We start from the raw sequence: 21,319 nt of genomic DNA on the forward strand, positions 1-21,319 counted from the left end.
TATCCTTGATGAGTTTATCATAGGACATGACGTCTGTCAAGAAGACGCGATGTGTTTTACTAACAACAAGAAATATTGTAACAAACAACTAACATACTTGCAATACTTTTTTACGATAAGTGTTACATGGTTTTTTTTTCTAATTTTCCTTACTCATATTACATAGAAAAGCCGCGGTATACCGCGGCTTTTTCTTATCGTTTTCCTTCTACTTTAATCATATCAACAAAAGCATCTAATGCGATTGTTTCTGATTTTTGTTCACCGTATTTACGTACGTTTACGCCGTTTTCAGTTACTTCATTGTCACCTACTACAAGCATGTACGGAATTTTTTGCATTTGTGCTTCACGGATTTTGTAACCAATTTTCTCTTCACGAGTATCTAATTCAACACGGATACCAGCACGACGCAATTCATCTTGTACTTTCTTCGCGTAGTCTAAATGTACTTGCGGAGAAACTGGAATTACTTGTACTTGAACTGGAGCTAACCAAGTTGGGAATGCACCTTTGTATTCTTCAATTAAGAAGGCTACGAAACGTTCCATAGTAGATACAACACCACGGTGAATTACAACTGGACGATGTTGTTTACCGTCTTCACCAACGTAAGATAGTTCAAAGCGTTCTGGAAGTAAGAAGTCTAATTGTACAGTTGAAAGTGTTTCGTCTTTTCCAAGAGCAGTACGAACTTGAACGTCAAGTTTTGGACCGTAGAATGCCGCTTCACCTTCAGCCTCATAGTAATCAAGACCCATTTCATCCATAGCTTCTTTTAACATACCTTGTGCTTTTTCCCACATCTCATCATCAGCATAGTACTTTTTAGTATCTGCTGGGTCGCGATAAGATAGACGGAATGAGTAGTTCTCTAAACCGAAATCTTTGTACACTTCTAGCGTTAAGTTTACAACACGTTTTAATTCTTCTTTAATTTGATCTGGGCGTACGAAAATGTGCGCATCGTTTAAAGTCATTCCGCGTACACGTTGTAATCCAGATAACGCACCTGACATTTCATAGCGGTGCATTGTTCCAAGTTCCGCAATACGGATTGGTAATTCACGGTAGCTGTGAATATCGTTTTTATAAACCATCATGTGGTGAGGACAGTTCATTGGACGAAGAACTAACTCTTCATTATCCATTTCCATTGATGGGAACATACCATCACGGTAGTGGTTCCAGTGACCAGAAGTTTCATAAAGCTCTCTGCTTCCTAGTACTGGAGTGTATACGTGATCATAGCCTAAGCTTGCTTCTTTATCAACGATGTAACGCTCGATAATGCGGCGGATTGTTGCACCCTTTGGTAACCAAAGTGGTAAACCTTGTCCTACTTTTTGGCTATTAGTAAATAGTTTTAATTCTTTACCTAATTTACGGTGATCGCGCTCTTTCGCTTCTTCAAGCATACGTAAGTGCTCATCTAATTCTGCTTTCTTAACGAATGCAGTACCATAAATACGTTGTAGCATTTTATTATTGCTATCACCGCGCCAGTAAGCACCTGCAACGCTTAATAATTTAAATACTTTAATTTTCCCTGTAGATGGAAGGTGAACACCACGGCAAAGGTCGAAGAATTCGCCTTGCTCATAGATTGAAATAACTGCATCTTCTGGAAGATCGTTAATTAAATCTAATTTTAACTCATCGCCGATTTCTTCAAAACGACGAATTGCTTCTGCACGTGGTACTTCATGACGAACGATTTCTAAGTTCTCGTTCACAATCTTTTGCATTTCTTTTTCGATTTTCTTGAAGTCTTCAACTGTAATTGCTTCTTCCATATCAATATCGTAGTAGAAGCCATTTTCAATTACTGGACCAATGCCAAGCTCAACCTTAACATCTTTATATAAACGTTTTAACGCTTGCGCTAAAAGGTGAGCTGTTGAGTGGCGTAAAATATATAAGCCATCTTCAGAATCTAATGTAATGATAGAAACTGCACCATCTTCTTCGATTGGTGTAACAAGATCGATCATCTCATCATTTAATTTTCCAGCCACAGCTTTTTTCTTTAAGCCTGGGCTAATAGAAGCTGCGATTTCTTCAGTTGTTACGCCTTTTGGAAACTCCTTCACAGCTCCATCAGGGAAAGTAATTTTAACTACATCTGCCATCACTGGTCACTCCTCTTTTTCTCAAAATAAAAAACACTCATCCCGTAAAAAGGGACGAGTGTTGAATTCGTGGTTCCACCCTTGTTCCAATTAACATAATTGTTAATTGCTCAAGTTCAACATAACGGTGTTGTCCGTTAGCAATTACTAGAAAAACCGTTCACTGCTAAAGTTTAGAGGTGGTAAGTAATAATCCCGTACTAGGAAGCTCACACCCTAAGGCTTCCCTCTCTGAAAATCGTAGAAAACTACTCATGTCCTCATCATGACATTTCAATATATTTCATTTATGTAGGTAATTATATGCTCAAAAACTTAGAAAATCAAGGGCGTTACCTTTATTTTTTAAATTTTTCACATTGCGCTCAAACTCATGTAATCCATGTAATTGTACCCGTTCTTGAAATACATTTCGCAAAGTAATAATCATATTATGATCTTGTTCCTTCGTATATAAATAAATTTTTTTCGGCGAAATAGAAAGAAGTGGTGCAATTACTTTCGTATCAATATATACATCCTTTTGTTTTAATAAGTCTTCATCTATATATTGAACCAATTTCTCTTGTTTTAAACGTCTACCTTTATCATCATAGAAAATAAAACTTTCATCAAAAATAAGATGGACACATGACAAACGTGATTTCCGGCTACGAACTTGTTGCCGGAGCGTTTCAATAAACATTTGATATTCTTGTTCTAACTTATACTCATCAATTGCCACTTCAGCAAGCTTAGCTACCATTTCCCTATATGTACGAAGACGAAAGCGAACATATGATGAAAACGAGAATGAAAGTGGATCACAAAGCCAGTTATTTAAAGAGGATTTAATATATGATTCAAATGTGTGACGTGTTAATTCACGAGCAATTCCTTTTCTTCTCCCTTTTAAAATCTCTTGTGCCATATGCAATATTTGATGACACTCTTCCTCTTCTTCATAAAAAAACTTCTCTTTTAAGATTGTATATATCCACTCATTTTGTTTCACATTCACAATGAAATATACCATTACCGGCAATAAAATCTTTTCAATATAATTTGATTCACATACTGGTATGTGAATCACCACTTTTTGTTTCTGTAAATACACACTCGTTTCCTTATATAACAGTTCCGCTCTTTTCAGTAGTTGTCTATATACATGCATAGCATCATTTTTTTCTTCGAAGCAAATTTCAATCACTTTTGTCCCCCCTTTTATCCCTGCTCTAAAGGACTGTATCTATACGTTACAAATCCTATAAGAGTCCGTCCCGCGTGAAAGTTCACTCTTAGTAGAATTACATTTCCTATCGTTAGAAAATCCACTCGATATGGCTTGCTAATTTTATATATATTAAGGGAGGGAGAAAAAAATGATACAAGCTACTAGGAATTTTCAATAAGAACTTTTCATTTTATCATTCGACTACTTTAAAAAGCGTTTAACTACGAAAAAAAGAGCAAGCTTCTCAGCTTACTCTTTACTTATGACGACGGTTTTTCCCGCCAATTGGAATTGGTTTCGCTAAATATTTAATTCGCTCCATAATACGAGCTGCTTTCATTTCTTCCGCTTCACCGCGCTGCGTATATGTTAAATGATGTTCTAGCTGTTTAAAATCAAAGTTAGACGTAAAGAACGTCGGTAAGTTTTCTAACATACGGAATTGCAAAATTGCACCGAGTACATCATCACGCACAAAGCTTGACATCGCTTCTGCTCCAATATCATCTAACATTAAAACTTGTACGCGTTTCACCGCATCAATCTTTTCCCCAATTGAATTATCTTGAATCGAACTTTTAATTTCACGTAGAAATTCAGGGAAGTATACGAGCATCGAACTTATTTTCTTTCGAGCAAGCTCATTCGCAATTGCTCCTAACAAATACGTTTTCCCTACACCAAATTTACCGTACAAATATAAACCTTGTACTTTTTTACCAGGTTCATATGTACTTAAAAACTCATTAGCTGCACCAATCGCATCAATACGCGCATCTAAATCTGAAGGGTCTAAGTTTTCCATCGTTGCTTGTAAAATATCAGTTGGCATATATACACTTTGAACGAGCTTTTCATATTTCTTCCTCTCGTCATATGCTACTTTTCTAACACAACGATCATATTGAATATCAATCATCTTCCCTTGGATAACGAGCTTTGGCTCATATCCTTGCAGCATGTTTTTACACGAACCTAGATCCGGACAATCCGCGCAACCTACACTTTGTCCAATATATTCGTATAATTTCACAAGACTGCGTTCAATCATAGACGTTGTTACTTCCCCTTTATGTTCGTCTATAAATTCTTTCACACGCGGATGTGCCATTACTTCCGCCTTTAATACTTCATATCTATTTTTAAAATTTTCATTTTCCATTAACTTTGCAAATGAATTTTGAATATGCTCCATTTTCTCACCTCAAAGAGCGTTCATTCTCTTCTATTAATCACGCTTATATTTTTTTAACACTTCTTCTAATCGTTTTCGTTCGTCCTCTAACGTACTTGCACCTTTTTCAGCACTTACATCTTTTTTCACAGTTTCTTTCTCTTGTTCTTTCGGCTCTTCTTTCAGCCAATCTGGTACCATTTCTTTTCGTACTGTTTTCTTGGATGTACGACCTTTCTTCTTCGTCTCAGCCCATTCTTGATATTGACGATTTTCTTCTTTCGCTAATGCCATTGCTTCAGCAACTGTACCGACCTTTTTACGTGCCCAATGTCCCGCAATCTTCTCCACATACGTTTTCGCAAGTTTCATATCTGAGCGTAGCATAACGTAATAAATAAGTACATTCACAACACCTGGTGTTAACTTTTGATTCATCATTACATCTTCAACAATTTGCAAGTCAGCCTTCGTCGCCTCTGCACCGCCAGAGATTTCTTTCAATAGTTGCTTTGGTGAGATTTCCTCTAACTGTTTGATTAACATCTCTTCTTGCGATGTAGGCTCTTTTTCTTTCATCATACGTGCAGCGTGAGGCTGTACTCTTTCACTTAATACAGGTAACGCTTGACCGTTTTCGAACTGATACCAATCACGCGCTCCTTTTCTAAGCCTTTCGATATCAATTGTCTGCATCTCTGTCACCGCACCAAGAACGATATTTTGCATCGATAACACATCTACATCATACACGTAAGCAAGTGTAATGACACATTCTCGCACTTGATCTGTAATCGCCTTTTTAGGAACAAGAGCGGACAAGCCGTCTACAAATAAGGAGAAATCAAAGAAATCATTCCAAACTTTTGGAGCATCTCCCTTTTCATTACTTGGCATAACTGTCGCTTTTGGAATACGAAGATCTTCTTGCGCATGCTCAAGCTGTCCTGGATTAAACGAACCAAATACATCATTAAAAGAACGCGTAACATTTTCATACGATACAAAATCAAATTCTTCTTCTAAGAAATATTGTTTTACTTGATTATATTTTGTCCGACTCAATCGATTGTATAAAAAAATACTTAAAACAATATCATCAAAAAACTGCTTCGGGGATAAAGGTGGTTGCAGCTCATATATAAACATTCGAATATCTTTTTCTTTCTTAATATATACTTTTAAAAGCCCAATTGCTTCTAACTTTACTCGTTCCTCATACACTTCGGGAAGTTGCATTTGCATGGTCACCATAAGGGAATGGTGCGTATTCTCTTTTCCAAACACACGATCTTGCTCTAACTCTCCCCATAGCGTCATGTACAAGCTAAAAGCTCTACTACCTATTAACGGCTGATATAACATCGTTAACACTTTTCGGTCGTAATTATGCAGTAACCCTTTCGCACTTACTTTATAACGATCAATCGGCAATAGCTCCATCCATGACTGTTTTTCCATTCTTGCTTTTCCTTTCTCTCATCCAATCTTCACTATATAATTTATTAGCGAAAAAGAGCTATTAGCTTTCGCTTCTAGCTCTCTTATCTCATTATTTACGGTATGTAAAGAGAATACAATACAGATTCTACTCTCTTTCTTTTTGCAGTATATCTTTTAATTCTTCAATAAATACATTTAAATCTTTAAATTGGCGATATACAGAAGCAAAACGCACGTAAGCAACATCATCGATATCACGTAGTTCTTCCATAACAATTTCACCAATCATATCACTTTTCACTTCTGATATACCTAAATTACGAAGTTCACGTTCCACACTTTGAGTTACTTCTTCTAATTGTCTTAAAGATACTGGTCTTTTTTCGCACGCTTTAATTAAGCCGCGTAAAATCTTTTCTTTATTAAACTCTTCTCGTGTTCCTTCTTTTTTTACAACGATAAGAGGTGACTCTTCCACTCTTTCAAATGTCGTAAAGCGGCTTAAACAGCTTTCACACTCTCTCCTTCTTCGAATAGAGCGCCCCTCGTCTACCGGACGCGAATCTAACACTCTTGTACCATTATGAGAACAGGATGGACAACGCAATATATTCACTCCTTTACACTATACTCTTTATTTTTCTCTACTTACTTCATCTGACAATATATATACAGTATTATATAACTCATTCTAACTCTCTTACCACTTTAAGTTTAAACGCATTATGTTATCATCTCGGTTCCAAAAATAAGATGCTAGAATAGGGCGTTAACTTATTCGCAAGAGCTCAATTCATTCAACTAACGAGTACGTCATATTTTTCCTTTTTTTCAAACTAAAAAAGAGGTGCATTATACACCTCTTTACATTTTAAATCAATTATGTTCTTTTTTAAAGAGCTTTTGTTTCTCTCTGCTTAATTTCGAAGCTACCAGTGCCTCGAGGAAGCTCGATGCTCTCACGCGTTTTCGCGTTTAAACCTTCTGCAATATATTCTGCAGCAACATTTGGATCAATACGATCCCCACAAGTATAAACATCAATACTCGCGTAACCGTGCTCCGGAAAGCTATGAATTGTTAAATGTGATTCCGAGATAATTACTACTCCACTTACACCTTGTGGTGCAAATTTATGGAAAGCCACCTCACGCACTTCAGCACCAGCTCTTAGTGCTGCATCCACAAATAATTGTTCAATATACGGCATGTCATTAAGCTTGTCGAAATCGCAATCCCAAAGTTCAGCGATCACGTGACGACCCATCGTATCCATAGTATCCATTCTACAGTTCCCCCTTGTAAATTTATTCTAACTGTTCGAATTGAAAACTAATTTGCAATTTGGCTTGCTCCACTACCACGGGGGAAAGTTAGTCCAGAGAGGTCCTAACCCTTTAAGTAGTGACTACGTACCTCAGCTCTTAAGTTTACGAGTGTTAGTATACTTTGTTTATTTTCATTTTGCAACAACAGTTTTTTCGATTTTCTGTCATATTTTCCTCTTTACTTTTCCCTAAAAAAAATAAATGATTCACGAATACAGTAACCTCAACGTTTCGTGGTATGTCCACTTCTAAAAATATACTTATATAATTTTTTTCCTTTTCAGAAAAAATAAAAAAAAGAGGGCAAATATTCACTTGCCCTCCCCTTATTCAATTAAATATGTTGTACATTTTCTTGTTTCGCTAATTCATCCACAACTAACGTTACAAGATCTACAACACGACGAGAGTAGCCCCACTCGTTATCATACCAAGCAAGTACTTTCACTTTACGATCACCCATTACCATTGTAGATAAACCATCAATAATAGCTGAGTGTGTATTTGTATTAAAGTCAATAGATACTAAAGGCTCTTCGCTAAATTCTACAATGCCTTTTAACGCACCGTTTGCAACAGTTTTGAATGCATCGTTAATAGCTTCTACTGTCACATCGCGTTTTACATCTACTACTAAGTCAACAAGAGACACGTTTGGTGTCGGTACACGAAGTGCCATACCATGAAGTTTTCCATTTAAATGTGGAAGAACTTTTGCTAGCGCTTTCGCAGCACCTGTCGTTGTCGGAATAATTGATTGTCCGCAAGCACGTGCTCTTCTTAAATCTTTATGTGGGTTATCAATATTTTTTTGGTCATTTGTATAAGCGTGAACTGTCGTCATTAAACCGTTTTCAATTCCGAACTGCTCATCTAACACCTTCACAACAGGCGCTAAACAGTTTGTTGTACAAGATGCATTTGAAATAACAGTATGCTTTGTAATATCTAATTGGTCTTCGTTCACACCTACTACAATTGTTACATCTTCATTTTTACCAGGCGCTGTTAAAATAACTTTTTTCGCTCCAGCTTCAACGTGAAGAATTGCTTTTTCTTTTGAATTAAATTTACCAGTTGCTTCAATTACAACTTCAACACCTAAATCTGTCCAAGGCAATTCCTTTGGATCGCGGTTGTTTAAAAGGCGAATCATTTTCCCATCAACTAATAAGTGATCTTCAAATGCTTCTACTGTTCCGTCAAACTTGCCGTGAACTGTATCATATTTAATTAAATGTGCTAACGTTTCAGATGGATAGCTTGCATTGATTGCTACAATTTCGAATGCGCTTTCTTTTATTGCCTGACGAAATACCATTCTCCCAATACGTCCAAATCCATTAATTGCCACACGAGTCATAATATGTTATCCCCCTTGAATGCGTTATACTATTTATCTCCAATCCCAATAATAGTATAACACAAAAAGGGGATATGTCACTAAGCATTTTCATTAATTTCACAATTTTTTAGTCAATAATGTTCCAATTCTTTAAAATCACCTGTAATTGTGTTTTCGTTCCCATAATTGTGCCATCATTATTTATCACTTCATCTGCACGTTTCACTTTTTCTTCTAACGGCATTTGAGATTGAATACGAGCTGTTGCTTCTTCTTCTGAAAAATCGTTTCGCTTCATTAAACGTTCTAATTGCGTACGTGGCTTAACTGCTACAACTAAAACGCGGTCAACGAGACTTGTTAATTTACTTTCAAATAAGAGAGGAATATCTAACACAACCGCTTGCATACCTTCTTTTATGTACATTTCCTTTTGCCTATTCATTTCCTCACGCACTGCAGGATGAACAATTTTGTTTAACTGCAATCGTTTCTCTTCATTATAAAAAACGACACTTCCTAATTTCGGCCGATCCAGTTCCCCATCTTCTTGTAATACTTCCGTTCCAAACACTTCTATAATTTTGTTATATGCTGGCTTTCCTCGTTCTACAACTTCTCGTGCAATAATATCTGCATCAATAACTGGTATACTGAGCTCGCGAAACATTTGAGATACTGTACTTTTTCCGCTTGCAATACCTCCCGTTAATCCAATTACTACTGTCATCATACCCCTCCTCATAATAAAAGGCGCGAAACTAATGTTCCACGCCCGTACTTACATTTTCCAAATTCCAATAATAATGAGTAATACTCCAGGCAGGAATGTAAATTTTTGCAACCATTTCATATTTGATAAAACCGTTCCAAGTTTCATTCCAATAAATAAAAACAAAGAACTCATCACTGCAACTAATATCGCCATCATAGCGGGTGTATACCCTAATAAAGATGCACCAATTCCAGCACCGAATGAATCTACAGAAAGAGCGATACCAAGAAGCAATGCTTCTCCTGCAGAAATGGTGCCTGATTTATCGAAATCTGCTACAGTCGGTTTCCGTAAAATTTGAATGACTAACCCAAGCGAGGCAATCTCTAACTTCCAGACCTTCTCCTCTTGCTTCGGTTCTTCTTTTTTCTCACTTCGAAAAAATTGGTATAATACCCAAATTCCTATTCCAATAAGAACAAGCCCACCGATACGCGTTGCGATAACAGGTGAAAATACTTTCGCGATCATATGTCCAACTCCCATTGAAACAAGCATAACAGCCGCTGAACACATTCCGATAATTACAATTGATCTTAGTGGAATTCTTACGCTTCTTAAACCATATGTTAGCCCTACACTACAGCTATCTAAGCTTAATGTAAAAGCTAATAAAATAAGAGATAAATAAAGGTACATCGGTAAGCTCCTCCCTTATACATAGCTCTGCTGTATGTATATGACAAATGCCTATCCGATGTTATCTCTTTTCTATATTCTTGGCTGACAAATCGGGCAGTAATGCGTTCCTCTTCCGCCAACAACTGTTTTTTCTAATATCGTACCGCAAGTCACACACGGTTCTCCCTTTTTTCCATATACATTTAGAAGTTCTTGGAATGAGCCAATTTGCCCTTGTGAGTTGATATACGTTCGAATTGTACTTCCGCCACGCTTCACTGCTTCGCCTAACGTTGTAACAGTCGCCTCATAAATTCGCTCAATTTCTTCTGCTGTTAAAGACGACGCTTCTCGTTCTGGATGAATTTGAGAACGGAATAAAACTTCATCTACATATATATTTCCAAGTCCTACTAAAAGACGCTGGTCTAATAATACAACTTTTATTTTACGATTTGTCTTTTGCAATCTCTCTTGTAAATACCGTGGTGTCAATTCAGCATCAAATGGCTCTGGACCTAAGTCAGCAAGAGGCATTTGATTCATTTCCTCACCTTTTTTAAAGAGATGCATCGTACCGAACTTTCTCACATCTTTATAATGTAATTCAGTTCCATCTGTAAATAAGAAACGGACGTGCGTATGCTTATCAATTGGCTCATCCTCTTGATGCAGTAAAAATTTACCTTCCATACGCAAATGTGAAACAATGACATAATTCGTTACATATAAAAGCAAAAACTTTCCTCTTCGCTTTATATTTTCAATCGTCTCGCCTTTTAGCATTTCTTTAAAGATTTCTGCATCATCTGGACGTTTTACTATTTTGGGATAGGTAACAATGACATCTTCAATTGTTTTTCCTGTTACAAGATTTTCAAGTGTCCGTCTGACGTTTTCAACCTCTGGTAATTCAGGCATTTCATCACTTCCTTATTTTGCGTCGTACCAAGTTGGGCCGTAAGAATAATCAACTTTCAGCGGAACTGCGAGTTCAATTGCATGCTCCATTACTTCTGGTACAAGCTTCTCTAATTTTTCAATTTCTTCTTTTGGTGCTTCAAATATTAATTCATCGTGTACTTGCAATAGAAGACGCGCTTGTAATCCTTCTTCTTCTAAACGATCTGCCATAATAATCATCGCTTTTTTAATAATATCTGCTGCAGTACCTTGAATTGGTGTATTCATAGCTGTACGCTCAGCAAAGCTACGCAAGTTGAAATTACGACTCGTAATTTCCGGAATGTAACGGCGGCGATTTAATAATGTAGCCACATACCCTTTTTGTTTCGCATCTTTTACGATGTCATTCATGTATTCTTGTACACCAGGGAAACTTTCTAAATACTTTTCAATAAATTCCGCTGCTGCTTTTCTTGTAATTCCTAAGTTTTGTGAAAGACCATAATCACTAATACCATACACAATTCCGAAGTTAACAGCTTTCGCTTGTCGTCTCATATTTGAAGTTACTTCATCTTTTTCAACGCCAAATACATCCATAGCTGTTTTCGTATGAATATCCATGTCATGTTGGAACGCTTCAACTAGCCCTTTATCATTTGCAATATGAGCTAATACACGAAGTTCAATTTGCGAATAATCTGCCGCGTACATAATCCATCCTTCTTCTGATGGAACGAATGCCTGACGAATCTTTCTTCCTTCTTCTAGTCGAATCGGGATATTTTGTAAGTTTGGATCCGTTGAACTTAATCGGCCCGTTTGCGTTAATACTTGATTGAAACGAGTATGGATTTTAGATGAATCTTCATGTACAACTTTTAATAACCCTTCAATATAAGTTGAATTTAGTTTCCCTAATTGACGGTAATGTAAAATGTTTGGAATAATTTCATGGTGATCCATCAGCTTGTCTAGTACATCAGCTGACGTAGAATAACCTGTTTTCGTCTTCTTAATAACCGGTAAGTTTAAATTCTCAAACAGAATAACACCAAGCTGCTTCGGTGAATTAATATTAAATTCTGTTCCCGCCAGCTTATAAATCTCCTGTTCCATCTCCTTTAATCTACCGGCAAGTTCTTCTCCCATATTACGAAGACGTTCTGTATCAACTTTTACACCTTTTACTTCCATATCAGCTAATACACGTGCAAGTGGTAATTCTAACTCTGTAAACAGTTCATATTGCTCATTCTTTTCTAACTCTTCAACGAACGTTTGCTTCACATCATATAATACATGCACTTTACGAGCTACATGCTCCGCTACTATCTCTAGCTCTGGAACAGCACGCTTCGCACCTTTTCCGTAAACTTCTTCATCGGATTTCACAGCATGCGTTTCTTTCATTTTCGCTACAGTGCGGAAATCTTTATCTGTATCAGCCGGATCAAGTAAATAAGCAGCAATTAATAGATCAAAGTCAATCCCTTGCACATCTATACCGTTCCATTTCAGTGCAACAATCGCACGCTTCGCATCAAATGTATACTTTCTCATTTCTCCATCCGCAAGCCACTCTTTAAAAGCATCTGACTTAAGAGCAATGTCTGTCTGAATAAAGTAACATCCATTTTCATTTTGAATACCGAAACCTTGAATATCTGCTTTATGATAATTATCTTCTTGTACTTCAACGATAAGCGCACTATCTTGTTGAAGCATTTCTTCTGTAACTTCTTCCACAATATCAAATGTAATATTATCTAATTCAGCTGGAGCCGTTTCTTCTGGCGTAACACCTAATTTATTTAAAAGAGATGTGAATCCTAAATTCTCGAACATTGGAATGACATCACTTGCTTCATACCCTTTATACTCCATATCATCCACATGCACAGTAATCGGCGCATCTGTAATAATCGTTGCAAGATCTTTACTCATAAGAGCTTGCTCTTTATTTGCTTCCAGCTTTTCTTTTAATTTCTTCCCGCTTACTTGATCTATATTTTCATACACTTCTTCAACTGTTCCAAACTGTGTTAACAATTTAATCGCCGTTTTTTCACCAACTCCTGGTACACCTGGAATATTATCTGATTGGTCTCCCATTAAGCCTTTCATATCGATAATTTGCTTTGGTGATAAGCTGTATTTCTCGAATAAAGCTTCTTTAGTATATTCATCTACTTCCGTAATCCCTTTTCTAGGAATGCATACAAGCGTGTTATCAGAAACAAGTTGAAGTAAATCTTTATCTCCTGAAATAACTTTTACACTAGCTCCTTGTTCACTCGCTTCTTTCGCTAGCGTTCCCATAATGTCATCCGCTTCATAATTTTCTAATTCATAACGCGGTACATTGAATGCATCGAGCATCTCACGAATAAACGGGAATTGCTCTGATAACTCAGGTGGAGTCTTTTGACGTCCTCCTTTATACTCACTATATGTTTTATGACGGAATGTCGTTTTACCCGCATCAAATGCTACTAACATGTGCGTCGGTTTTTCTTCCTCTAATATTCTCATTAACATCATTGTAAAACCGTAAATTGCGTTCGTATGTATACCCTTGTCGTTATTTAAAAGCGGTAGTGCAAAGAAAGCACGATACGCGATATTATTACCATCTACTAATACGACCTTTTTTTCCAAATCAGAAACCTCCCCATACAAATTTGAAATGATTTTTTTCACAGAAAAAAACCGTTTCTTTCCTCTCTCTATATTAACATGACTAATAGAGAGAAGAAAAATAACGGTTATTTTCTTTCATATATAAAACAGACTTATATTGGCATAAAGGGAAGTGACGAGAACAGCTTAACTATTCTCGTCCAAAATTACTCCTTGGATGAAGGGGTTTTCATGTATTATATTAACAGAGCTTTATTAATATTTAATTAAGCCATTGTTAATATATTGTAAACATCCTTCATCCTATTTTTCAGTTGCTGATTTTGGTAAAACAACTGTAAATGTTGTCCCTTCCCCAACTTCACTATCCACTGTAATCGTACCGTGATGCGCCTCGACTAAATGCTTTACAATTGATAATCCAAGGCCTGTACCACCAGTATTTCTACTTCTCGCTTTATCCACTCGGTAAAAGCGTTCAAAAATACGTGGAATTTCCTCTTTACTAATACCAATTCCAGTATCTGATACTTTTATATAAGCATTATATTTATCTTCTGCTAATTCTACAGAAACAACGCCTCCAGCCGGTGTATATACGATTGCGTTATTCATTAAATTGATAAAGATTTGCTGCAAACGACTTGGATCTCCAATGACAGAGACACGTTTTAGCGTATTTACTTGTAAAGAGATTTCTTTTTCTCCCGCTTTATTATCAAGCACCATATGAATATCTTCAAGAAGTCCCTTCATATCAACGGTCCCCATACTCAATTTAAACCCTTGTTGCTCAATCTTTGATAAATCTAATAAATCTTCAATTAATCCTTGCATACGTTCACTTTCTTTTAAAATAATATGCAAGAAATGCTCGCAGAATTTTTTATTATCCATAGCACCGTCTAAAAGTGTTTCTGAAAAACCTTTAATAGAAGTAATCGGCGTTTTTAGTTCATGAGAAACATTCGCTAAAAAGTCTTTTCTCATTTGTTCTAACTTTTTCAGCTCAGTAATGTCATGGAATACAAGGACAATCCCTTTCCATTCATGATTCGTCCCGATAATCGGTGCTCCATATACTTCAAAATGCTTTCGCTCAATGCCAAGTGGCAATAACATTTGTTTGCGCACTTTCACTTCTGTCATAAAGATTTCTTCCACAAGTTCTATAATTTCCGGATGATGAAATGACTCATAATATAAACGATCTAAATATTCTTCATCTGTGACGTGGAAAGTTTCCTTATACGAACGGTTTACAAGGTTGATATAACCGCGGCTATCAATTAAAATCATTCCACTTCCCATATTTTCAATTAACGTATGCAGACGATCTTGTTGCATTTCTTGCTCAAGTGTCATCTCTTGTAAATTACGAGCTAAAATATTAATCGCTTTACTTAACATTCCCGTTTCATCCGAATGACTTTCATAAGCGCGCGCTTTATAATTCCCCTTCGCTAATTCGATGGCAACTTTCGTAACGGACTCAATCGGCCTAATATATTGCCCTGTAATTTTCATACCTAAAAATACGACGACGAGACACGCGATAACAAATCCGATAATTAATAATCCCCACGTTTTTTGATGAACGTCTTTCAAAGGCTCAATTGTGCTCTTCACCAAAATGTATCCTTGTTTCCCTGCTACATCTTGCACGAACACCGCATGGTAAAATTCGTTATTCTGATCTGTTTCTTTCGTAATGACTTTATTTCTTTGTTTCGTTGTTTCCGAGGAAAGTTCTTTAATTATTCCTTGGCTAAAAGCAGATTGTTCTCCCCCACTATATTGAACTTTCTTTTTTTCATCTACAAATGCAATAGAAGCCTGTATTTTTTCTTCTAACTTCTCAAATACATATGGATTTTTTAAAACATCATCAAAACCTTGTTCTTCTGCTAATACCGCAACATACTCTGTCTCTTTTACCATTCTCTCTTTCGCATGATCTATATAATAGTTTTCAAACACGGTCTCCAGCAATAAACCGAGTCCGACTAAAATAAAAACAATAAGAGAAACAAATGTAAAAAGAAGCCTGGAACGAAATTTATTCATCCCCTTTTGGCTCCTCTAATTTATATCCTAAACCACGTATCGTTTTAATGTACGTCGGTTTTTTCGTATTTTGTTCAATTTTATCGCGTAAATGGCTAATATGAACGTCAACAATTCGTGTATCACCAGCGAAATCATAATTCCATACAGCACTTAATAATTGATCACGCGTCAACACGCGGCTCTTATTTTTCGCAAGATAAACAAGTAGTTCAAATTCTTTTGGTGTTAATTCAAGCTTTCTTCCTTGGAAATAAGCCTCATAAAACTCTGGTAAAATTTTAAGTTCAGCAATTGTAATGCTCTCTTCATCTGACGATTCTGTAACTTGCTCTTCTTGTTGTAATTTCGTGCGGCGTAAAATTGCCTTCACACGCGCGACAACTTCCCTTGGACTAAATGGCTTCGTCATATAATCATCAGCCCCAAGCTCAAGACCTAGTACCTTATCAAATTCATCATCTTTTGCTGTTAACATTAAAATCGGCGTCATAACGCGCTGCAATCGTAATCCTTTACATACTTCCATACCATCCATTTTTGGAAGCATTAAATCTAATATAATTAAATCTGGACGTTCTGTTGTCGCTTTTTGAAGCGCCATTTCTCCATCCATCGCTGTTATCACTTCAAAACCAGCTTGTTGTAAATTAAATTCGATTAAAGTTAAGATAAACTCCTCATCATCAACTACTAAAATACGATTGTTCATTCTTTTCCTCCAAGTTATAGACTTGAAACCTTCTTCATCCTAGTATTTTCCCCGTTATTCTCATCATACTAGAAAACAAGTTCCCTCTCAATATAATTGTCTATTCATGGATTCGGATTGCGCAATTAACTTGTAGTGATCCATACTTTATACACTTCTATATCTTTATTAAATTCAATACTCGTATGAATATGATATTCTCGACTTTGCGCTAAGAAAAAAGATAGAGCGTACGCTATTTTATAATCTAGTGTTTCATACCCATCAAATACTCTTCCATGCATTTCATTCGCAACCCCGTCCGCCCACACTTCAGCTTCTCTTATCGTTTCAAAGATAACGTCTTCTCTTTTCCATCTCACCTTAAAAATCACTCCTTCCATTGACTTACATTAACAATCTGTATATTATAAATTTAAATATATAGATATAAACAGTATGGAGGTCTATTATGCGACTAGTTCTACCTATTCTATCTTTACTAGTAACGTGTATTCTTACATTCAACGCCCCAAGCTGGGATACGATTAAAACAGGTTGTTCAGATTTCGCTCAAGGATTTACTGAAGGATTCTTCAATTAAAAATAGCGCTAGCTCCTTTATGAAAGGTATGCTAGCGCTATTCATATTTTCATGTTTTAAAAATTATCTAATGCTTTCTCCATAATAGAAACTGATTTGAAAGGAGGCGTTACTGTTAAGGAACCTTTTACAACCGTTTCTCCTTTTTCATCATGAGCAGATACAAGCATATCAATTGTATGTTCCTCCTCAGAAACAGCCACTACTTCAAAGTGGATTTGTAACGTTTCATAATGGTGAACATGCTTCACGAACGTAAGGTCCTTTCTCGTAATATGACTACCTGGACCTGGTAAATATTTCGTAACTGCCGTTGTAATCATTCCAGTTAGCATAATGCTTGGTACAATCGGCTTTTCATACGGAGTTTGGGATGCGTAATCATGCTGAATATATAATGGATTGGCATCATTTGTTAACCCTAAGTACAATAACAAATCTTTATCCTCAATTTTTTCAGTGATAGATAATTTCTCTCCTACTGTAATTTCATCCATTTTACGACCAATTTGAACTTTTTTCTTTAACATGTTACAACCCCCTCCGATTTTTTCACCTTATTATCCTACGAAAAGCGATACCTGATCCGAAATTTACTATGATGAGGGCAATGTATAGTATAAATCTACAGTTTCATTATAGGATATTACAAATGATAGCGTTTTCATGTTATTTCAAAAAAACATTTGTATAAATAGTAGAAAAAGATTCGGGGCCCCGAATCTTTTTCTACTTCTATTTCATTATTAAACAAGAACTTTCATAACGTTACGTACAGATTCTACAGAGCGATCTAACGCCTCTTTTTCATCTGCAAGAAGTTCTAATTCAATAATTTTTTCAATTCCGTTACCACCAAGAATTACTGGTACCCCTAAGTAAAGATCGCTATAACCATATTCACCTTCAAGGTACGCAATAGCCGGTAATACACGGCGTTGATCTTTTAAGATTGCTTCTGTCATTTCAACTAAAGAAGCAGCTGGTGCGTAATATGCACTACCGTTTCCTAATAAGCCTACAATCTCACCGCCACCTTTACGGGTACGTTCTACAATTGCTTCTAAACGCTCTTTCGGAATTAACGTTTCTAACGGAATGCCACCTGCATAAGAATAACGTACAAGAGGTACCATATCGTCACCGTGTCCACCAAGAACAAATCCTGTAATGTCTTTCACAGAAAGATTTAATTCTTGAGCGATGAATGTACGGAAACGAGCTGTATCTAATACGCCCGATTGACCGATAACACGCTCTTTCGGGAATCCCGCTTCTTTAAATACAGAATATGTCATTGCATCAACTGGATTTGTTAATACAACAATAATTGCATTTGGTGAATGTTTTGCAATGTCGCGCGTAATACTTTTCATAATTTTAGAGTTTGTTGCTACTAAGTCATCACGGCTCATACCAGGCTTACGCGCAATACCTGCTGTAATCACAACAACGTCAGAATCAGCAGTATCTGCGTAATCAGATGTTCCAATAATGTTAGCATCAAAACCTTGTACTGGGCTCGCTTCTAACATATCTAACGCTTTCCCTTTTGTTGGATTTTCCAGTTGTGGAATGTCCACTAATACAACATCTGCAAGTTCTTTTTGTGCTAATAAGAATGCTGTTGTTGCTCCTGTAAATCCTGCACCGATGACTGAAACTTTCTTGCGTTTGATTGTCATAATTTACCCCCCGCTTTAATTATGCGTTTTTGATTATCGCTACATCCATGTTTTTAATAAGTTCATTAGCGAACTCAGAACATTTCACTTCTGTTGCACCTTCCATTAAGCGTGCGAAATCATAAGTCACTACTTTTGAAGCAATTGTTTTCTCAACTGAAGCAGTTACTAATTTCGCAGCTTCGTTCCATCCTAAGTGCTCTAATAATAATACACCAGAAAGAAGAACTGAAGATGGGTTTACTTTATCTAAACCTGCATATTTTGGAGCTGTACCGTGCGTAGCTTCAAAGATAGCATGTCCAGTCACATAGTTAATGTTTGCACCAGGTGCAATACCAATTCCACCTACTTGTGCAGCAAGTGCATCAGAGATGTAGTCTCCGTTTAAGTTCATTGTTGCAACAACATCGAACTCACGTGGACGAGTTAAAATTTGTTGTAAGAAGATGTCTGCAATAGAATCTTTTACGATGATTTTTCCAGCCACTTCAGCGTCTGCCATCGCTTTATTCGCTGCATCTTTTCCATCTTTCTCAACGATACGATCATATTCAGCCCAAGTAAATACTTTGTCGCCGAATTCTTGTTCCGCTACTTCGTAACCCCAGTTTTTGAAAGCACCTTCTGTAAATTTCATAATGTTTCCTTTATGAACTAATGTAACAGAAGAGCGTTTTTCGTTAATTGCATATTGAATTGCAGCACGAACAAGACGCTTTGTCCCTTCTTCTGAGATTGGCTTAATACCAATACCAGATGTTTCTGGGAAGCGGATTTTATTCACACCCATTGCTTCTTTTAAGAAAGTAAGAACTTTTTCTGCTTCTGGAGATCCTTGCGCATATTCAATTCCAGCATAAATGTCTTCTGTATTTTCACGGAAAATAACCATATCAGTATCTTCCGGACGTTTTACAGGTGAAGGAACACCTTCAAAATAACGAACTGGACGTAGACATACATATAAATCTAATTCTTGACGAAGTGCTACGTTTAGAGAACGAATACCACCGCCAACTGGAGTTGTAAGTGGACCTTTAATCGCGATTAAATATTCACGAATTAAATTTAAAGTTTCTTCTGGTAACCACTCGCCTGTTTGGTTGAATGCTTTTTCCCCTGCAAGCACTTCTTTCCAAACGATTTTCTTCTCACCATCATAAGCTTTTTCAACTGCTGCTTCTAGTACACGAGATGCAGCTGCCCAAATATCAGGACCAATTCCATCTCCTTCAATAAATGGAATAATCGGATTGTTTGGTACATTCATAACACCATTAGTTACAGTAATTTTTTCACCTGTCGTCAATGTGATAACCCCCATGTTTGAAATTTCATATGTATGAAACTGAGGGAATAACCCCTCAGTTCAAACCGTTAGTCAAATTAAAATATTCTAATCATTACATCTTTCCGAAAAAATCAGACTTTTGAAAGCGTATTTTCACTATCAAAATAGTGTTATTCGCTTATCGTTGTGCAATCGGAACATAAACTTGATGTGTTGGTCCATTATAATCAGCACGCGGACGGATTAAACGGTTATTTTCATATTGTTCTAGAATATGAGCTAACCAGCCTGACATACGGCTAATTGCAAAAATAGGTGTAAATAAGTCATGGTCAATTCCTAAACAATGGTATACAGAAGCTGAATAGAAATCAACATTTGGTGGAAGACCTTTTTCTTTTGTTACAATGTCTTCAATTTTGATAGACATATTATACCATTTCTCTTCTCCTAAAAGCACGCATAATCTCTTAGACATTTCGCGTAAATGTTTTGCACGTGGATCACCATGCTCATATACACGGTGGCCAAAGCCCATAATTTTCACTTTATTTTGAAGAGCATTATGAATATATGATTCTACATTTTCTTCTTCGCCAATTTCAGTTAACATCTTCATTACATTTTCATTTGCCCCGCCGTGAAGAGGACCTTTTAACGCACCGATTGCTGCTGTAATACCAGAATATACATCTGAAAGTGTAGCTACACAAACGCGTGCAGTAAATGTAGAAGCGTTTAACTCATGATCTGCGTGAAGTACAAGCGCCTTATCAAAAGCTTCAATTTCAACTTCATTTGGCTCGCGATCATTTAACATGTACAAGAAGTTTGCAGCTAATGATAAATCATTTCTAGGCTCAACAACATCTAAGCCTTTACGGATTCTTGCGTAAGCAGCAACTAAAGTTCCTACTTGAGCCTGTAATTTAACCGCTTTCAAATAATTGGACTTTTCATCCATAATTTCAGCGCTCTCATCGTATAATGATAGCATGGAAATTGCAGTTCGTAAAACAGACATCGGATGTGCGATTTTTAAATCTACTTGTTTCAAATATGCTAAAATCTCACCTGGAACTTTATAGTATTCCGATACAATCTCCTTAAATTCCGCTAGTTCTTGCTCGTTAGGAAGCTTGCGATGCCATAATAAGTACACTACTTCTTCAAATGTAGCATTCTCAGCTAAATCATCAATATTATACCCAACATAAGTTAATGTATCATCAATAATAGAGCTCACAGATGATGTTGTTGCTACTACCCCTTCTAAACCTCGAATAACAGTCATGACATTCTCTCCTTTTCCTGAAAATTCTCCCAACCTTGCTCCTTATATCTATTTGCTCCCCTTTTGAATTATGAACGCCCGTTCACTCTTTAGGCAAGCAAAAT

The 21,319-nt window shown here is 36.6% G+C and carries 19 protein-coding genes and 1 other annotated feature; of the genes, 1 reads left to right on the forward strand and 18 read right to left on the reverse strand.

The features are described from left to right. Positions 1-194 precede the first annotated feature (194 nt). The 14 genes from thrS to PDQ68_RS05025 all read right to left on the reverse strand — a co-directional run bounded on the left by thrS (position 195) and on the right by PDQ68_RS05025 (position 16,721). Positions 195-2,132, reverse strand: coding sequence for a threonine--tRNA ligase (gene thrS / locus PDQ68_RS04960; RefSeq protein ID WP_000786083.1), 1,938 nt, complete (start codon positions 2,130-2,132; stop codon positions 195-197). Positions 2,133-2,179: 47 nt separating this feature from the next. Beyond that, positions 2,180-2,408: a binding site (T-box leader), on the reverse strand. Between the two features lie 31 nt (positions 2,409-2,439). Continuing rightward, positions 2,440-3,321, reverse strand: coding sequence for a putative sporulation protein YtxC (gene ytxC, locus PDQ68_RS04965; RefSeq protein ID WP_061183850.1), 882 nt, complete (start codon positions 3,319-3,321; stop codon positions 2,440-2,442). Between the two features lie 280 nt (positions 3,322-3,601). Further along, the gene (gene dnaI, locus PDQ68_RS04970; RefSeq protein ID WP_000400101.1) at positions 3,602-4,540 is read right to left on the reverse strand and encodes a primosomal protein DnaI; all 939 of its coding nucleotides are present in this window, start codon (positions 4,538-4,540) and stop codon (positions 3,602-3,604) included. A gap of 33 nt (positions 4,541-4,573) precedes the next feature. Continuing rightward, entirely contained in the window at positions 4,574-5,980 is a 1,407-nt protein-coding gene (locus PDQ68_RS04975; protein ID WP_016718640.1) for a replication initiation and membrane attachment family protein, read from the reverse strand. 127 nt (positions 5,981-6,107) lie between these two features. After that, positions 6,108-6,569, reverse strand: a complete 462-nt coding sequence (nrdR, locus tag PDQ68_RS04980; RefSeq protein WP_001203687.1) for a transcriptional regulator NrdR — start codon at positions 6,567-6,569, stop codon at positions 6,108-6,110. Between the two features lie 285 nt (positions 6,570-6,854). Continuing rightward, positions 6,855-7,238 (reverse strand): adenosylmethionine decarboxylase, encoded by a 384-nt coding sequence (speD, locus tag PDQ68_RS04985; protein WP_002003660.1) that lies wholly within the window; start codon positions 7,236-7,238, stop codon positions 6,855-6,857. 386 nt (positions 7,239-7,624) lie between these two features. After that, positions 7,625-8,653, reverse strand: a complete 1,029-nt coding sequence (locus PDQ68_RS04990; RefSeq protein ID WP_000198972.1) for a glyceraldehyde-3-phosphate dehydrogenase — start codon at positions 8,651-8,653, stop codon at positions 7,625-7,627. A gap of 109 nt (positions 8,654-8,762) precedes the next feature. Beyond that, complete coding sequence (coaE, locus tag PDQ68_RS04995) at positions 8,763-9,365, reverse strand: dephospho-CoA kinase (protein ID WP_061183848.1); 603 nt, start codon at positions 9,363-9,365, stop codon at positions 8,763-8,765. 51 nt (positions 9,366-9,416) lie between these two features. Further along, complete coding sequence (gene ytaF, locus PDQ68_RS05000; protein ID WP_061183847.1) at positions 9,417-10,049, reverse strand: sporulation membrane protein YtaF; 633 nt, start codon at positions 10,047-10,049, stop codon at positions 9,417-9,419. A 72-nt stretch (positions 10,050-10,121) separates the two neighbouring features. Continuing rightward, positions 10,122-10,952: a DNA-formamidopyrimidine glycosylase gene (gene mutM / locus PDQ68_RS05005; RefSeq protein WP_016718642.1), complete on the reverse strand. Its 831-nt coding sequence runs from the start codon at positions 10,950-10,952 to the stop codon at positions 10,122-10,124. A 12-nt stretch (positions 10,953-10,964) separates the two neighbouring features. After that, positions 10,965-13,598, reverse strand: coding sequence for a DNA polymerase I (polA, locus tag PDQ68_RS05010; protein ID WP_061183846.1), 2,634 nt, complete (start codon positions 13,596-13,598; stop codon positions 10,965-10,967). Between the two features lie 285 nt (positions 13,599-13,883). Beyond that, positions 13,884-15,647, reverse strand: a complete 1,764-nt coding sequence (gene phoR, locus PDQ68_RS05015; protein ID WP_061183845.1) for a sensory box histidine kinase PhoR — start codon at positions 15,645-15,647, stop codon at positions 13,884-13,886. Next, entirely contained in the window at positions 15,640-16,359 is a 720-nt protein-coding gene (phoP, locus tag PDQ68_RS05020) for a two-component system response regulator PhoP (RefSeq protein ID WP_270786597.1), read from the reverse strand. Before phoP ends, phoR begins: the two co-directional genes overlap by 8 nt. 125 nt (positions 16,360-16,484) lie before the next feature. After that, the gene (locus PDQ68_RS05025; RefSeq protein ID WP_001267377.1) at positions 16,485-16,721 is read right to left on the reverse strand and encodes a hypothetical protein; all 237 of its coding nucleotides are present in this window, start codon (positions 16,719-16,721) and stop codon (positions 16,485-16,487) included. 89 nt (positions 16,722-16,810) lie between these two features. Between PDQ68_RS05025 and PDQ68_RS05030 the strand changes: the two genes are divergently transcribed. Beyond that, positions 16,811-16,942 (forward strand): hypothetical protein, encoded by a 132-nt coding sequence (locus tag PDQ68_RS05030; protein WP_001241582.1) that lies wholly within the window; start codon positions 16,811-16,813, stop codon positions 16,940-16,942. Positions 16,943-16,998: 56 nt separating this feature from the next. Here PDQ68_RS05030 and PDQ68_RS05035 read toward each other — a convergent pair whose 3' ends face one another. From PDQ68_RS05035 to citZ, 4 genes are all read right to left on the reverse strand, one after another. Beyond that, positions 16,999-17,472, reverse strand: a complete 474-nt coding sequence (locus PDQ68_RS05035; RefSeq protein ID WP_000914180.1) for a MaoC family dehydratase — start codon at positions 17,470-17,472, stop codon at positions 16,999-17,001. Between the two features lie 216 nt (positions 17,473-17,688). After that, positions 17,689-18,627 (reverse strand): malate dehydrogenase, encoded by a 939-nt coding sequence (gene mdh, locus PDQ68_RS05040; RefSeq protein WP_000153232.1) that lies wholly within the window; start codon positions 18,625-18,627, stop codon positions 17,689-17,691. 19 nt (positions 18,628-18,646) lie between these two features. After that, the gene (gene icd, locus PDQ68_RS05045) at positions 18,647-19,939 is read right to left on the reverse strand and encodes an NADP-dependent isocitrate dehydrogenase (protein ID WP_000206903.1); all 1,293 of its coding nucleotides are present in this window, start codon (positions 19,937-19,939) and stop codon (positions 18,647-18,649) included. 160 nt (positions 19,940-20,099) lie between these two features. Continuing rightward, positions 20,100-21,248 carry a citrate synthase gene (gene citZ, locus PDQ68_RS05050; RefSeq protein ID WP_000503657.1) on the reverse strand — a complete coding sequence of 383 codons (1,149 nt, stop codon included), beginning with the start codon at positions 21,246-21,248 and terminating at the stop codon, positions 20,100-20,102. Positions 21,249-21,319: the final 71 nt, after the last annotated feature.

The organism is Bacillus cereus group sp. Bc010, assembly GCF_027716745.1.
GTDB classification, from domain to species: Bacteria; Bacillota; Bacilli; order Bacillales; family Bacillaceae_G; genus Bacillus_A; species Bacillus_A pacificus.

Excerpts from the sequence above, each read along its gene's own strand:
- phoR (WP_061183845.1), bottom strand. The coding sequence starts at position 15,647 with ATGAATAAATTTCGTTCCAGGCTTCTTTTTACATTTGTTTCTCTTATT.
- PDQ68_RS05035 (WP_000914180.1), bottom strand. The coding sequence starts at position 17,472 with ATGTTAAAGAAAAAAGTTCAAATTGGTCGTAAAATGGATGAAATTACA.
- speD (WP_002003660.1), bottom strand. The coding sequence starts at position 7,238 with ATGGATACGATGGGTCGTCACGTGATCGCTGAACTTTGGGATTGCGAT.
- PDQ68_RS04990 (WP_000198972.1), bottom strand. The coding sequence starts at position 8,653 with ATGACTCGTGTGGCAATTAATGGATTTGGACGTATTGGGAGAATGGTA.
- PDQ68_RS05030 (WP_001241582.1), top strand. The coding sequence starts at position 16,811 with ATGCGACTAGTTCTACCTATTCTATCTTTACTAGTAACGTGTATTCTT.
- PDQ68_RS04975 (WP_016718640.1), bottom strand. The coding sequence starts at position 5,980 with ATGGAAAAACAGTCATGGATGGAGCTATTGCCGATTGATCGTTATAAA.
- thrS (WP_000786083.1), bottom strand. The coding sequence starts at position 2,132 with ATGGCAGATGTAGTTAAAATTACTTTCCCTGATGGAGCTGTGAAGGAG.
- mdh (WP_000153232.1), bottom strand. The coding sequence starts at position 18,627 with ATGACAATCAAACGCAAGAAAGTTTCAGTCATCGGTGCAGGATTTACA.
- dnaI (WP_000400101.1), bottom strand. The coding sequence starts at position 4,540 with ATGGAGCATATTCAAAATTCATTTGCAAAGTTAATGGAAAATGAAAAT.
- mutM (WP_016718642.1), bottom strand. The coding sequence starts at position 10,952 with ATGCCTGAATTACCAGAGGTTGAAAACGTCAGACGGACACTTGAAAAT.
- phoP (WP_270786597.1), bottom strand. The coding sequence starts at position 16,359 with ATGAACAATCGTATTTTAGTAGTTGATGATGAGGAGTTTATCTTAACT.
- coaE (WP_061183848.1), bottom strand. The coding sequence starts at position 9,365 with ATGACAGTAGTAATTGGATTAACGGGAGGTATTGCAAGCGGAAAAAGT.
- ytaF (WP_061183847.1), bottom strand. The coding sequence starts at position 10,049 with ATGTACCTTTATTTATCTCTTATTTTATTAGCTTTTACATTAAGCTTA.